This window comes from Spirosoma fluminis (assembly GCF_054778895.1).
Genome location: NZ_BAAGZD010000003.1, coordinates 492,015 through 506,850 on the forward strand (window position 1 = coordinate 492,015; position 14,836 = coordinate 506,850).

General features: G+C 51.0%; 13 protein-coding genes. 5 read left to right on the plus strand and 8 right to left on the minus strand.

The features are described 5' to 3' along the window. Positions 1-66: 66 nt before the first annotated feature. The gene (locus ACYVBJ_RS04050; protein WP_460981007.1) at positions 67-2,073 is read right to left on the minus strand and encodes an McrB family protein; all 2,007 of its coding nucleotides are present in this window, start codon (positions 2,071-2,073) and stop codon (positions 67-69) included. 168 nt (positions 2,074-2,241) lie between these two features. Between ACYVBJ_RS04050 and ACYVBJ_RS04055 the strand changes: the two genes are divergently transcribed. Further along, a complete protein-coding gene (locus tag ACYVBJ_RS04055; RefSeq protein WP_460981008.1) occupies positions 2,242-2,652 on the plus strand; it encodes a hypothetical protein in 411 nt (136 codons plus the stop codon). 31 nt (positions 2,653-2,683) lie between these two features. On the opposite strand, the gene ACYVBJ_RS04060 is transcribed toward ACYVBJ_RS04055, so the two are convergent. From ACYVBJ_RS04060 to ACYVBJ_RS04075, 4 genes are all read right to left on the minus strand, one after another. Continuing rightward, positions 2,684-2,902: a type II toxin-antitoxin system PemK/MazF family toxin gene (locus tag ACYVBJ_RS04060; RefSeq protein WP_460981009.1), complete on the minus strand. Its 219-nt coding sequence runs from the start codon at positions 2,900-2,902 to the stop codon at positions 2,684-2,686. Positions 2,903-2,996: 94 nt separating this feature from the next. Continuing rightward, complete coding sequence (locus tag ACYVBJ_RS04065; RefSeq protein ID WP_460981010.1) at positions 2,997-3,224, minus strand: hypothetical protein; 228 nt, start codon at positions 3,222-3,224, stop codon at positions 2,997-2,999. A gap of 39 nt (positions 3,225-3,263) precedes the next feature. Beyond that, positions 3,264-5,735: a bifunctional aspartate kinase/homoserine dehydrogenase I gene (thrA, locus tag ACYVBJ_RS04070; RefSeq protein WP_460981011.1), complete on the minus strand. Its 2,472-nt coding sequence runs from the start codon at positions 5,733-5,735 to the stop codon at positions 3,264-3,266. A 214-nt stretch (positions 5,736-5,949) separates the two neighbouring features. Next, entirely contained in the window at positions 5,950-7,209 is a 1,260-nt protein-coding gene (locus tag ACYVBJ_RS04075; RefSeq protein WP_460981012.1) for an MFS transporter, read from the minus strand. A gap of 283 nt (positions 7,210-7,492) precedes the next feature. Here ACYVBJ_RS04075 and ACYVBJ_RS04080 point away from each other — a divergent pair, with 283 nt between their 5' ends. The 4 genes from ACYVBJ_RS04080 (at position 7,493) to ACYVBJ_RS04095 (ending at position 10,964) form a co-directional block, all read left to right on the plus strand. Continuing rightward, positions 7,493-8,212, plus strand: a complete 720-nt coding sequence (locus tag ACYVBJ_RS04080; protein ID WP_460981013.1) for a ferritin-like domain-containing protein — start codon at positions 7,493-7,495, stop codon at positions 8,210-8,212. Positions 8,213-8,227: 15 nt separating this feature from the next. Next, positions 8,228-8,965, plus strand: coding sequence for a ferritin-like domain-containing protein (locus tag ACYVBJ_RS04085; RefSeq protein ID WP_460981014.1), 738 nt, complete (start codon positions 8,228-8,230; stop codon positions 8,963-8,965). Between the two features lie 245 nt (positions 8,966-9,210). Further along, on the plus strand, positions 9,211-10,575 hold the full coding sequence (locus tag ACYVBJ_RS04090; protein ID WP_460981015.1) for a neutral/alkaline non-lysosomal ceramidase N-terminal domain-containing protein: 1,365 nt from the start codon (positions 9,211-9,213) through the stop codon (positions 10,573-10,575). Next, the gene (locus ACYVBJ_RS04095) at positions 10,572-10,964 is read left to right on the plus strand and encodes a VOC family protein (protein ID WP_460981016.1); all 393 of its coding nucleotides are present in this window, start codon (positions 10,572-10,574) and stop codon (positions 10,962-10,964) included. Before ACYVBJ_RS04090 ends, ACYVBJ_RS04095 begins: the two co-directional genes overlap by 4 nt. Positions 10,965-10,968: 4 nt before the next feature. Here the strand turns inward: ACYVBJ_RS04095 and ACYVBJ_RS04100 are convergent, their stop codons facing one another. From ACYVBJ_RS04100 to ACYVBJ_RS04110, 3 genes are all read right to left on the minus strand, one after another. Further along, entirely contained in the window at positions 10,969-12,180 is a 1,212-nt protein-coding gene (locus ACYVBJ_RS04100) for an ATP-grasp domain-containing protein (protein ID WP_460981017.1), read from the minus strand. 101 nt (positions 12,181-12,281) lie between these two features. Then, positions 12,282-13,745 carry a leucyl aminopeptidase family protein gene (locus tag ACYVBJ_RS04105; RefSeq protein WP_460981018.1) on the minus strand — a complete coding sequence of 488 codons (1,464 nt, stop codon included), beginning with the start codon at positions 13,743-13,745 and terminating at the stop codon, positions 12,282-12,284. After that, a complete protein-coding gene (locus tag ACYVBJ_RS04110; protein ID WP_460981019.1) occupies positions 13,735-14,832 on the minus strand; it encodes an alpha/beta hydrolase in 1,098 nt (365 codons plus the stop codon). Before ACYVBJ_RS04110 ends, ACYVBJ_RS04105 begins: the two co-directional genes overlap by 11 nt. Between the last annotated feature and the right edge of the window lie 4 nt (positions 14,833-14,836).

Here is a 14,836-nt window from a genome sequence, read left to right on the forward strand (position 1 = left end):
CGGACAGAAGTCCGATTTTGTTGCGTTTATATTGATGTTTACACAAAAAGCGGACTTCTGTCCGCCTTACTTCTGGTAGATTTTCACGAACGCATCGGCTGGTACCTGATCGTATTCACCACGTTGTAAATGCGGATTAATTTCGTAGGTAATCACTTCGTCGATGGCATCCGGCATTTCACCGAACAACTTACTGGCTGCCGAACTCGTGTATTTCCTTTTGACCCAAACCAAGCGCTGATCCGGCTCTTTACCCCAGGCCGCATTGTCGCCTAACACCAACTGAATTTTCGGCCAATCGTTGAAAAAGTACTCCTGCAATAGAGGAATGATCCGATCGCGAAATGTGCCGCACAAATCTGTGTAGGTTTCAACACCCACCAGATAAGCGTGCCCAATCTGATGATCGCGGTCGAGCAGATATTCAATCCGCTCGTTCATTGTCCGCAGTAACTGTTGCAGGTCAACATCGTCAACGGAGCCGAGTACGTCTGGATTTGGCAAAATCTCCCGGAACGCAAACCGACGACGTAACGCAATGTCCAGTAAGGCAATCGATCGATCGGTGGTATTCATCGTTCCGACAACAAACAGGTTTATCGGCACGCCAAACCGCTCGTGTGAGTACGGCAACGTCAGCCACAGTTCCTGTGCTGCACCAAGTCGTTTGTCGGACTCAAGCAGCGTGATCAACTCCCCAAACACACTGGCTACGTTTGCCCGGTTAACCTCATCAATCAGCAGATAATGAGCTGGCGCTTTCTTTAGCTTCTGGCTGCGGTTCTCGGGCGTATCGTTCAGACAATCGGCCAACGTACCGTATCCGGCCTGTTGGATAGCCGACAGACAAGCTTTGTAAAAAATGCCTTTATGTACTTTGTAGGCAATCTGATTACCAGCCACTTCAGGCCGTATACCTTCCACAAACTCTTCGTAGCTGTATGAAGGATGAAAGGTGATCAGACTGGCATGATTCTCCCGCAAATAGGGCTGTAGCGTATAGGTTTTACCCGTTCCCGGAGGCCCGAAAAAAATTAGGTTACAAGGTTGATTGGGCAGTTCGGGCTCCGTGTTATACGCTGCTTCCGTTTCTGATACTTCGTAGTCGTTGAGGTTAGCTAGTTGACGTAACGTAACGTACTGTTCCTGCGTAAGCTCAGTGCTGGTTATGCCTTGCGGATTCTGAAATACGCGGAGGTCTTTCAACACCGACTCGTGCAGTACTTCGCTGCGCTTCAGGGGATTATCAATTAACTTATCCTGATAATGCACGGTTACGGCCCAGCGTTCCCGCTTGATTCGATCCTGGTTTTTAACGAATCGGTCTTCATCCTTGCCGCGCGTACGTAAAGACGGCTTATCCGTTATTTCTCCAAACGCGACAACGCCAGCATCGCTCCCCGACCGCCAAAGCGTAAACTTGTCGCCAGGTTTCACCCGATCTTTTACGCTGGCCGATACCCTGAACTCAGAATAGGACACCGCCGTCAATTCGGATGTGATGTCGTATAGGTCGGGGTTAACATGAAGTACCCAGTAGCGTCGTTCGTTCGTTTGCTGAGCCGCCTGATTAAAAATTTCTTCCCGTAAACCATCGTTTTCTGCCGCCTGATAGATCAACGGATCATGCCGAAGCATGTGCGGCCCTCGTTTCGACGTAACAGCCAGTTCGAGCAGGCAATCAACCCAACATCTGTGCAGAATAGGGTTGTTAATCAGGTGAACGTCGGTATGCCCGACTACAATGGAAACGTAGTCGGATTTTTCGGTAAGCGGAACAACATCTATCTCTTCCGAGAAGGATAAACGTTCGAGACAATCCTTTTTAATGGTCAGACTGTATTCGATTTCTCCACCATAGGGTCGAAAAATACGTAGTGCTGTAAAGAAATTGATGTTTGCGGTAATCGTACGCTCTTTTTCGGAGACGAACGCCAGCCGGGCATCGCCGTTGGGCAGATTAACAATGTCAATCAGCTCCTTCAGCAACCCGAAGAACCGCCGAACAGCCTCGGGGTGGCCAATGTCGCGGATGCGTTCAATAAGAGATTGCTGATGGGCCTCGGTTATCATAATGCGGTTAACCTTGCGAATTTACAACATTTTAGTTGGTTAATACCCAGATTAAGCGGAGGCTTTCAAACACCTGATCGGGGCTGTTTCCAATTCAGCTGCTTTTCGCGACTCATCATTTATCACGCGGTAAAAACTGCTATATGTGAACTAAACTCGGACAAAGTCATGGAACAGCCAGCCCCAAAAGAGTTGAAGCGTATCTTTACTAAAGTCTTCCAAGACTCGGGTTACTGCCAGCGGATGGAGATTTTCAACCCCGGCCACGGCCCACACGACGATGGCAGCGCAATCGACATCTTCCTGAATGCGAATGATTCGGATCAGAAGAAGCTTGCCGATGCCATTGTGCGCCTGTTAGTCAGCGAAAAACCACGGGTTAAGTGGGGCGCTGTCATCTGGAACCGGCAAACCTGGGATAACCGGGGTGGCCCGGTGCCCTACGAACAAAGCCAGACGATGCCACATACCGACCACATCCACATCGAATGGGGGCCTAAAGGACGTGTGACCATGGATTTCCCGGGTTTTGAGGAAAAGCTAAGTCAGGTACTACAGAATCATCTGGCTGACCAGTAAAACCAGCCGGAGTAAGCCCCCTGGCGTGGCTTTATAATTGAAGCAATAAGCGTAAATTATGCGTTAATTCTGTTAACCCTGATGTATCAAGTACACCCAAACGGCCTAAAATCAGTACTTTGTCAATAGTTGCTACTTTACTTAGGCGGATTAATGAATGCTTTTTCAACCTATTTAGTCCTGTTGGAGTGATCACGACATCGGTGGGCTCTTGCCAATGCAGTTGAGTTATAATAAAGGCAAGTGTCACATCGGCAGGCGTGTTAATCAATACCACCGCTGGTCTAACTTTATTACCCGGTAAGTCAGTGAAGGAAAAGGTATCAATACAATGTCTCCCTGGATCATTGATAACGCTCTTTCAAATCATCAATAGTATACAAATCCTCCTCTTCGTTCAGAAAGGCAAACGACGAAGAAGCCCTGACCAATTGTTCGATTCCCTTCTGAAGCACCGACTCCTCGTGCTTCTTTAGTATGTAAGCTGCAAAATCAACTACCTCACTGATTCGATCGTCGGGTAATTGATTAATGGTTTGCAGAGCTTGTTCTACCAACTGTCGACGGCTCATAATCCTGTTGCGTTGAAGCGTGCATCGAATGTAACATCTTTACGCTAAATAACTTCCGATACTGACTACGTCGGCGAACACGCCAGAGGCCGTTACTTCGGCACCCGCACCGGGCCCTTTTATAACTAGTGGCCGATCTTTATAACGCTCGGTTGTAAACGATACGATGTTGTCTGATCCGGACAGCATATAAAATGGGTGCTCAGGACCAACCGAACGTAGTTCAATAACCGCCTTATTGTTCTCAAACGCAGCGACGAACCGTAATTTTTCGCCGTTCGATTCAGCTTCGGTCAGCAGGCTTTCGAAGTAAGCGTTATTACGTTCGAGTTCTTCAAAAAAGGCCGGAATCGTGGGGGCCGCTAAACACGAATCAGGCAGCAGGTTTTTGATCGTTACGTCCTCCGGCTCTAAAGGGAAACCTGCTTCGCGAGCCAGAATCAGAATCTTCCGCGCTACGTCCTGACCACTCAGATCGTCGCGGGGGTCGGGTTCGGTATAGCCTTTTTCTTTGGCCTCGCGAACAACATCGGCAAACGAGGCTCCCGATTTGAAGCTATTGAAGATATAGGACAACGTACCCGACAGAATCGCTTCAATCTTCAGGAATCGGTCCCCGGCAGTGATCAGGCCCTGCAACGTATTGATGATGGGTAGGCCAGCCCCTACGTTGGTTTCGTACAGGAACTTGACACCCCGGTTCAGCGCCGTCCGCTGCAAACGGCGATACTCACTATACGGCCCTGAATTGGCCACCTTGTTCGGCGTCACTACCGAGATATTGGCATCCAGGAGCGATTCATAGAACTGCACAATATCCTTGTCGGACGTACAATCAATGAACACCGAGTTAGGAAGGTTATAATCCTTGATCTTATCGACAAAGGCGGGCAGCGAGGTTGTTACACCTTCGGTTAACAAGCGTTCGTGCCAGTCATCCAGCGCAATACCTTTCGGGTCAAGCACCATCTTTTTGGTGTTCGACATGCCAACTACACAGACCTTAAGCAGCTTTTCGGTACGTAGGTAGTTATTCTGCTCAAATATCTGCTTTAGCAGCGTTTTGCCGATCAGCCCCGTTCCAACCAGGTACAGATTCAGCACCCGCGCTTCCGATTGGAAGAAGATATTATGCAGCGCATTTAATGCTTTCGACAGGTTATTTTTGTTGATAACAACCGAGATATTGATCTCCGATGATCCCTGTGCCACCGCTACGATGTTGACGCCGTTCTTACCCAGCACCGAGAACAACTTGCCGGCAATCCCCGACGACTTGCGCATGCCCTCGCCAACCGTGGCAATGACCGAAAGATCACGCTCAATGCTGATGTTATCAATATGGCCGTGCGCAATCTCTGTTGCAAATTCGGCGTCCAGAACGGCCTTTACGTTCTCGGCCCCGCGCGGGTCGATGGCGAAACAGATCGAGTGCTCGGATGACGCCTGCGAGATCAGGATAACACTGATTTTATGAGCTGCCAGCACGCCGAACAATTTAGCCGACACACCCGCTACCCCGATCATCCCTGAACCCTGCACGTTGACCAGCGCAATATCGTCGATGCTCGAAATACCCGTAATCGTATACTGACGCCGTTCAGCCGTTCGGCTCACTACGGTGCCCTCGTGGGTGGGGTTAAAGGTGTTCAGTACCCGAATCGGAATATTCCGGGCAAAGGCGGGCTGCAAACTTGGCGGATAAATCACTTTCGCGCCGAAGTGGCTGAGTTCCATCGCTTCGGCGTAGGTGATTGTCGGAATATTAAAGGCGTTGGGCACCTTACGCGGGTCGGCGGTCATCATCCCGTCCACATCCGTCCAGACGTCGATCATTTCCGCGTTTAAGGCGGCTCCTATAATACTCGCCGTATAGTCTGAACCACCCCGGCCCAGCGTTGTGGTTTCGTTGCTTTCTGTCGATCCAATAAAGCCGGTGATTAGTTGCAGGTCGGTCGTTTTGGCGAAATGATCCTGAATAAGCTGATTGGTCAAGGAGTAATTCACTTCAGCCTGGCCAAACTGCGCATCCGTTTTGATGATGGTGCGCGCGTCCAGATACTGCGCCGGAATACCCCGGCTCTTTACACACTCGGTGATAACGGTTGTCGATAAGCGTTCGCCAAAGCTGGTAATCAGATCATGCGTTCGGGGCGATAGTTCCCGAATAAGCGACACCCCCCGTAACAGGTCTTCCAGTTCGTTGATGATGCCCCGTACGTGCGCAAACACCTTGCTTTGCTCCTTAATGGGAATCAAGGCTTTAACGACGTTGAAATGGCGGTCTTCAATACGGCGGACCAGCTCCATGTAATCGGTGTTTCCGGTCGTGGCCATGCGACCAATCTCAATCAAATGGTTGGTAACGCCACCCATTGCCGAAAACACAACGGCAATGCGATCACCTTGATGCGGTTCGTTGCCACGGCGGTGATTTTCGATGATTTGAAGAACTTGCTTGATGCTCTCAACCGAGCCAACCGACGTACCGCCAAACTTAAGAACCTGCATTGTGGAAATGTGTAATGAATAAAAGCCAATGAATAATGCCGCCGGGCCACTATACGCACGGTGATTAATTACGATGCATTATTCATTCCAAACATAGAAGCTGTTGATAAAGGCAATTGTAGCGGGCAAAGATAAAGAAAATTGGATGGGGGTTAGTCCTGGGGCTTTTGCAATTTTTGTTACGGCCTCTGGAGTAATCGGCACATTAGACCGGCTACGCGTTTGCAGGTGCTTGTTGAGGGCTGTCTTTCTGTTTACCGGTGTACTTTTTAGTTTTATCGGGCAATCGCCGGCTCCACCAGATTACAATACCCGAGCAGATAGCGCAAAAGATAAACGGAGCCTTCATATTCACCCCCGAAAGCAGACTATTGACCAGCGCTGTAGCAAAGCTGGCCAGTCCACCCAACGCCTGAATGTTGCCAAACATTTCGCCCTGTCCACCGCCTGCTTTCGTGATTTCGGTGAGCACCCCGCCAATGAGCCCCCCAATCAGCGACACCGTCAGGGCATCCACTCCACCGACTACGTACAGCAACGTAACGGACGATTCAGAGAACATGTACAGAATCTGCAAGCCAATGTTTACGCCAGCAATAAGGATCACGGCCTTTTGCTTGTCGACCCGATCTACGAAATACCGAAAGAAGATGAGGTTCGCTACCACCGATAACGTGCCGAAATACATAAAGAAATGAGCGACCTCCACCGGGCTCATGTTCAGATCACTCTGCGTCAGGAAAGCAATAAAAAAGTTGTAGTACCCGAAGCCCAGCGTTCCGAGCATATTCAGAATGAAGATGGCTTTGATTCCCGGAACCTGCTTATCGGCTTCATCAAGTTTCCGCCATAATTCACTGACTTTCAGTGATTTGACCACCTTATCGGTTAATTCGCCTACATCGACCTTTTCGCAGTTATCGCTGGTCTCTTTAAAGAAAAAAGCCAGCAGGATATTCAGAGTCCCAACCCCGATCAGGAACAATACCATCGGCATGGCGTCGATACGCGCTTCAGCCGATACTACCAGGATAAGCCCCGTTAATAACGGGCCGACCACTATACTCGACCCGACCAGAAAGCTCAGGAGGCTGGAATATTTAATCAGTTCTTTTCCCTCGGTAATATCGGCCACCGACGAACGCATCACCGCATACAGACCATTCGTTCCGCCTTTAGCCGCTCGGTTCACTACGTATCCCCAGGCCTGAACCGGCAGCAGAAACAGCGAGGACATCAGGGAGGCTATGGTCGTACCTATCACGACTGGTCGGCGACCAATCTTATCCGACAGGTGACCAATGGCGGGCGAAAGAGCCAGTTGGATGCCGAGCATGAGAGCCGTACCGGCAGTGAGTAATACGGGCTTGTTAGGAAGCGCGACAACGAACTTGGTCACCATAACCCCCAGCCCGTTGGCAGCAATAATATCAAGTAATGTAATGGCAAAAATCAAAATCAATCGGCGATCCATTCTCATAACGTCAACTCCAGCGTGTTGCCACATCAGTACCTACGTAGCTGTACCGACCGTTAGGCCAAAATGATTTGGGTTCTGCATAGAAAAATCATAAACTAATTGAAGGGTAACAGAAGGGGCACGAATCCGTCAGGGAAACCGCTTTGCAAACGCCACTATTAGCCATCAATTCCGGCGGTCTTTCAAAAAAATAAATCCAAGCGCAGCGAGTAGCCGTAAGTGTTTACAAAGTCCTCAACGACAAGAGCGCTTTCGCACACATAACTTTTATCTTGAAATGAGTAAGCATCAAAACGAATCAGGCCTGCCGATGTTACCAGGTCAGCTGGAGCCGGTCATGGTCGGTCGCCGACTGTTTTTGCGCTATGCTGGCGCGATCACTGCCGGTGGAGCCTTGTTAGCATCTTGCAGCAAAGACGATAATCCGAACGTACCACCTGCAACCACAGCCGTTGATTTAGGTACGGGCGATGTAGGTATTCTGAACTATGCCTACGCGCTGGAGCAACTGGAAGCCGCCTTTTACACGCAGGTGATTACCACTCCGTATACGGGAATTACGGATGCCGAACGCCAGTTGCTGACCGATATCCGCGATCACGAAATTATTCACCGCGAGTTTTTCAAGGCTGCCCTTGGCTCAATGGCCATTGCGGGGCTAACGCCTGATTTCAGTTCGGTGAACTTCAGCGACCGGGCCAGCGTGCTGGGTACGGCTAAAGCGTTCGAAGATCTGGGCGTATCGGCCTACAACGGCGCAGGCAACCTCATTAAAGACCCGAATTACCTGTTGCTGGCCGGGAAGATTGTATCGGTAGAAGCTCGTCACGCAGCGGCTATCCGCGACCTGCTCAATCCTAAATCAGCAGACTTCGCTGGTGATGACGTCGTGGCCGTAGCAACCGGTCTCGACAAAGCCGATAAACCGTCGGCCATTCTGCCAACCGCTCAGAAGTTCGTTAAAACGACGATCACGGCGGCTAATCTTCCCATGTAAACCTGACATAGCATCATGAATCTGTTAACTATAATTTCAGAAATAGAAAAAGTTGATTCCGAAGCGAGCGAACGGTATAGCTTCTATTCGCGCCGGAATCTGTTCAAATACGGCACGAAGCTGGCCAGTGCAGCTGCACCGGCATTCTTCGCTGCTACGGCAAATCAGGCCTTTGCGCAATCGGGTGCTCCCTCGCAGGCTGCGGTCGACGTAGTGAATTTCGCTCTGACGCTCGAGTACCTCGAAGATGAGTTTTACAAGAATGCGCTGGCAGCTGCGAATCTGATTCCAGCGGCCGACCGTGCCATTTTCACTCAGATCGGTAAGCACGAAACTGCTCACGTGAATCTGCTGAGAGGAGCATTAGGGGCAGCGGCTGTTGCTAAGCCAACTTTTAAGTTTCCCGCTGATGCGTTTACGAACTACCAAACCTTTCTGGGTCTGGCGCAGGCATTGGAAGATACGGGTGTGCAGGCCTACAAAGGTCAGGCCGGCACTTTAATCAACGATAAAGCCATCCTGCAGACTGCCTTGCAGATTCACTCGGTAGAGGCCCGTCACGCATCGGAAGTCCGGCGGCTGCGCGGTCAGAAAGGATGGGTGTCCAACACCGCTCAGACTACGTTCAATCAGGGTGGGGTTGATCTGAAAGCCCTGAACCTGGGCAAGTCAGACGACGCCCTCCGCGAAGCATTCGATGAGCCACTGACAAAGGATCAGGTGCTGGCGATAGCAAAGCCTTTTTTGGGTTAATAAAATTTTTTATTCGATACGAAATCCAGACTACATCGGCTTTCGTATATACGGGAAAATGACTTTAGCATCACTGTTCAGGCAGTGAGAAACGATAATAGTAAAGGTTAGTTTGAGGAGCCGGGAAACCGGTAGATCATTGAAAGGCACCAGGGATATTCTTTGGTGCCTTTTTGTTTGTGGCTTTTTCATCCAGTCCTTTTTTTGTTGCTTGCAGCTCATTTTACTGCGTCGGCCAAGCCGGTATGAACGTCCTCCGTACACTCTTCAAAGTCCTTGCAGGAATAGTTATTTTCCTGCTCCTTTTTCTGGCAGTAAGCCTGGCACCTGTCGATGAGACCCCTTATCAGCAGATGCCGTACTACACCCAGACCAAACAGCGGCTTGCCCAACTATCTCTCCCCCAACCGGGTAAAGCGCCACTTTGGGCGGGCTGGGCGAAAACAAATATTACCCCGCCCTATACAACACCCACGGGTGGCTACGGTGCCCGGCGGGGTAAACACTGGCAGATTGTCAGCGATTCGATTTTCGCCAGGGCAATTGTGCTGGATAACGGAACAACGAAAGCCGCTATTATCGGACTCGACCTGCTCATCACGCCACCGACCGTAACCGAAGCGCTCAAGAAACGGCTCCCGGAAGTTGGACTGCGTTGGGAGAATGTATACACGGGGGCAATTCACTCGCACAACAGCGTTGGGGGCTGGGCACCGGGCATTGTCGGTCAGTTGATTGCCGGCGGGTATGACGAAAAAATTGTTACGCGCATTACCGACGGCATTTTGAAAGCGATTCGCACGGCGCAGGGGAATATGGCACCAGTCACCGTTGGGTTCGGCCAGACCGACGCCAGCGATCATATCTATAACCGCATTGGTTTTTCGGGCCCAACCGGACCACTTGATGGGCAGATACGTCTGCTCAAAATCCAGAAGAATACGGGTGAGTCGGCCTTACTTTGTTCGTTTGCGGGTCATGCTACGTTATTTGAAGGTGATAGGGGCGAATACTTGAGTCGCGATTATCCGGGATCGCTGGTGGATCGGTTAGAGAAGAAGTCGGCCGACTTTGCCGTGTTTATGGCCGGAGCCGTGGGCAGCACCGGTCCAAAAGCGCGGGGCAGCACCGACTTCCAGGAGATACGGAACTACGCGGGTGATTTAGCCGCCCGTATCGAACGTACCGTACCGCAGATTCAAACCAAACCCGACAGCGCCCTGGCTATACTAACCTTACCACTGGATTTGCGCGAACCCCATCCGCGTGTAATTGGCAACTGGCGGGTTCGCCCCTGGCTATTCTACGCGGTCTACGGCGATTACCCATCAGACTTAAAAGCGCTACGTATCGGCCAGACAGTTTTGCTCGGTACACCCTGCGACTTTTCGGGCGAGTTAGCCGCCGAGATAAATCCCGTAGCGAACCAGAAAGGACTTAACGTAATGGTTACCAGCTTCGACGGCGGCTACATTGGCTACGTAACACCCGATAAATATTACAACCGCACGACCTACGAAACCCGCGACATGAACTGGTTCGGCCCGTATAATGGCGATTATTTCAAGGAGATGATGGTGGGGTTATTAGAAAAGATTGACAAAAAATGAACCAACGGCTTATTCAACTGGCTTTAGTCGTCGACGATTACGACGAAGCCATCCAGTTTTATACCCAACAACTCAATTTCGTTCTTTTGGAAGATACCCGCCTGAGCGATACCAAACGCTGGGTTCGGGTAGCACCACAAGGCGAAAGTTCCTGCGGACTGCTGCTTGCCAAAGGCGTTGGCAACGAACAGCGAAGTCGCATCGGTAACCAGACTGGCGGGCGCGTTTTCCTGTTCATGCATACCGACGACTTCTGGCGGGATTACAACACCATGCTCGAAAAGGGCGTTCGGTTTGTGCGCCAGCCTGCCGAAGAGCCTTATGGCACTGTGGCGGTATTCGAAGATTTATATGGCAACCTGTGGGATTTGATCGAACCCAAAGCGTAGACCTCTAGCTCGTTGCCTTATTGGGCACCGGTGCCGACGCGTGGAAATCGTCGTTGATCCGGCGCATATAATCGTCCAGTAACTCTAGAACTCGGCTTCGGTCATCGGAACGAACGATCAGGCCGACGTGATACTCCTTATGCATACGCCACCAGATTTCGGGCTCGGTAAAACCGGCCAGATCGGGCCACTGCTGCCGGGCCAGCGAAACAATTAATCCGGCGTGATGCGGCTCGTTAACCGGTGGTACGTAATGTTCTTTCAACGCCATCGCCGTTTCGAGCTTCGCCCACTCCCGCCATAGGTTCACGCCCGACGCAGCCTCAACCATCTCAGCAATGTGCGCGCCACCAACCCGGGAAGCCGTTTCCAGAAAATACAGTTCGCCGTCGTGATCGCCCCGAATATACTCTGAATGTGAGGCACTGTAGCGCATTCCGAACGCTTCCAGTACCTGGTTGTTCAACTGACGTAACGCCGTGGCTTCCAGCTCATCGTCGGCTAACGTAGTGGTCCGAAATACCCCACCGCCATGTGCCACTTCCATCGGCGTAGCCAGATACTGACTCACCCGGCTGAATACCGCCCGGCCCTCCACCGATAAGCTGTCGACGTGGTAAACTTTACCCGGTTTAAACTCTTCGATCAGGTACTGGTACCGCTGATCGCCCAGCGCATGCACAGCATCCCAGGCTTCTTCCAGCGAGTGAACCTTTCGGATACCCGTTGTCGACGCTTCCGAACGTGGTTTGATGAGCCACGGCGCTTCGGTTGTGCGCAAAAAATGGGTGATACTTTCGTCGTGAAAAAGCGGACTGAACGCCGGTACCCGAATATCAGCCCTGGCGGCACGCGTACGCATCGCCAGTTTATCCCGGAAATAGCGGGACGTGGTTTGCCCCATGCCGTCAATTCGGAAGGTTTCGCGGATAAGCGCGGCTTTCTCCACATCGAAATCGTCTAAGGCTACAACCCGATCAATCCAGCGCGACCGCATAGCATGCGCCAGGCCGACAAGCATGCGTTCCAGATCTTCGGCCGCATTGCTGGGCGAAGGCAGAAAGAACATTTCCGTAATGGCTTCGTGCGGCCAGTCGGCATCAGCCAGTTTCTGATCCGTCAGCAGGTACACGTTATGGCCTAGTTCTTTACAGGTACGCATGAACTCTTGACCTTTGAAGAAGGTAGCAATGCACAAAAAAGACAATTGGCTCATATCGGGAAAAAGTATCGAGTCAGATTGAAGCGCTTATCTATAGGACAAACTTCATTTACAGCATCTTGTTAGCGGTACTGAATAACCGCTGATCGCGTAAACTAGGCCAATTTCTGTAAATAATCAATCAACAGCCTGATGCCAAAGCCGGTAGCGTTCTTTTGTGACCCAAATTCTGTATCCGCAAAAGCCATCCCGGCGATGTCCAGATGCGCCCAGGCCGGGTGACCTTCCGTAAACACTTCCAGAAACTTGGCCGCGGCAATGGCTCCGTTGACCGGTTTGCCGTGGAAGTTCTTTACGTCGGCAACATCCGATTTAATGTCTTCTTTATAGGCATCCCAGACCGGCAAACGCCACAATCGCTCACCCGTACGATCGGCAGCCGCAGTCAGTTGGCTGGCTAACTCGTCGTTCGGCGTAAACAGTCCGGCGGCATGATAGCCTAGTGTAGCGATTACGCTGCCGGTCAGCGTTGCCAGATCAATCAGCACATCAGGCTGAAAATGGCGCATCATGTAACTCAGGCCATCCGCCAGAATCACCCGCCCTTCGGCATCGGTATCGATCACTTCAATGGTTTTTCCGCTATAGGAGGTAATTACGTCGCCCGGCTTGGTGGAGCGGCCATCCGTCGAGTTTTCCGTTGATGGAACAATACCAATTACGTGGACCGGCAACTTGAGCTTAGCCGCAACCTCCACGGTACCCAGCACGGCGGCAGCCCCGCCCATGTCGCTCTTCATGAGGTGCATACTCGTCGACGGCTTAATGGACACGCCCCCCGTATCGAACGTAACGCCTTTGCCAACCAGACCAACTTTGGGCGCTTCGCTTACGCCTTCCGGTTTGTATTCGGCAATGATCAGTACAGGTGGTACGTCGCTCCCATGGCTAACGCTCAGCAAAGCGCCAAAGCCTTGCTTTTCAAGTTCGGCTTTATCAAATATCGTTACGTCATAGCCATGCTGTTTACCCGATGCTTCCGCCCAGTCGGCTAACGTCTGTGGCCGCTTGTAATTGGCGGGCGCATTCATCAGATCGAGGATTTCGCGCTGGGTTTGAGCAAGCGCTTCGCCCTGCTTTAATGCCTGCTCTGCCCGCTCTTTTTGATCGGGTGCAATATGAATCGACAGGCGACCACCGTCCGAATAAAAGACTGGGCCATCAGCTTTCTCGGTTTGGTAAAGTCCAAGATCGTAAGCGCCCCCGCGAACACCGACGACAATAGATTCTACTAGGTCTCCTCCAAAGTCAGCCAGATCAACGCTAACCTGTTCGGACAGCTTTACTTTCTGATCAAAAAACAATTTTCGAAACGCCCGCAACCAATCCATAGCTTGTGGATTCTTGCCCAGGCCTAACAGATATGTTTTCGTACCGTGAGGTGCATACAGAACTAAGGTTTCTTTCAACTCAGCTTTGAAATCGCGCTGCAGCACCGAAGCAGGCAGGCTCAGCCGTTCAGCGATTGAAATCAGCTGATCGGCCAATTCGTCGGTCTTTACAACCGGAATAACGACGTCTCCACCAAAGAGAGACTGAGGGTCTATATTAATTTGCATCGTAATGTTCGCCGTAAAATAGCCACTCAATCGCTCTGGGGAATTCGCGGCTCCAATGAGTTTCTTCGTGAGTGCCCTGGGGGTATATTGATACGTACACGTCAATCGGATTACCTCCGTACTGTTGTTTTACTAAGGCCTCCTTGAAGCGTTCAAGGTTAGCCACCATGTATTTTGATTCTGCTTCTCCACCGTACGCAAACACGCGCATAGGAACCGGAGCTTCAAACTTAATGGCTTCAAAATAAATCTTTGGCGAAATCCAGAGCGATGGCGAAAAGACCATGAGCCGTCCAAACACGTTAGGATGCATTAAACCGGCATAAATGCTAATAAGCCCTCCCAGCGAGCTACCTCCAATTCCGGTATTTTCGGCACCGGGTGAAGTGCGCAGTTTGGCATCGATCACAGGTTTGAGGGTATCTCGAATAAATTTCAAATACTCCCGGCCACGAGCCCGACCCGCCATGCGCGTTTTTTCAACTGTATACTCCTGTATGCGCTGTTCCTGCCCGTGATCGATCGTTACCAGAATAACATCATGACGGCCACGACTAGCCAATATGGCCATCTTTTCTTCAACGTGCCAGCTGCCATATCCAGCGCCCTCGCCAATCAGGTTCTGTCCATCGTTGAGGTAAAGCACCGAATATCTTTTATCAGGATGCGCTTCGTAGTCGTGCGGAAGCAGCACATTAATCCGGCGGTTGGTATCTAGTTGTGGTAAATAAAACTCTTCATCCACCACCTTCGGCAAAAACTCGGAATTGAAGGGCTGCCCAAACCATCGCCAGTGCGGTACAATATCAGCCTCATCGTGCTTTTTGGTCGCCATAACGCGATTCCGCACGCCTTCGCCAGCCGAGTTTAACTCGACGTGATCCCAGCCTCCTTTAGTATACTTATACTCAACGGTATCAGACAAAGGTAAATCTGCAGGAAACTCAAAATAGTACTGACCCGGCCCGGCTGACTGAAGCTGAAAGCCATTGGCATTGGGGTGCCAGTCATTAAAATTACCCGATACAAATACCGGGCGGTCGTCGATAACAGGGGTGTATAGTTCTAAACGTAATGCGTCTGCCATACCG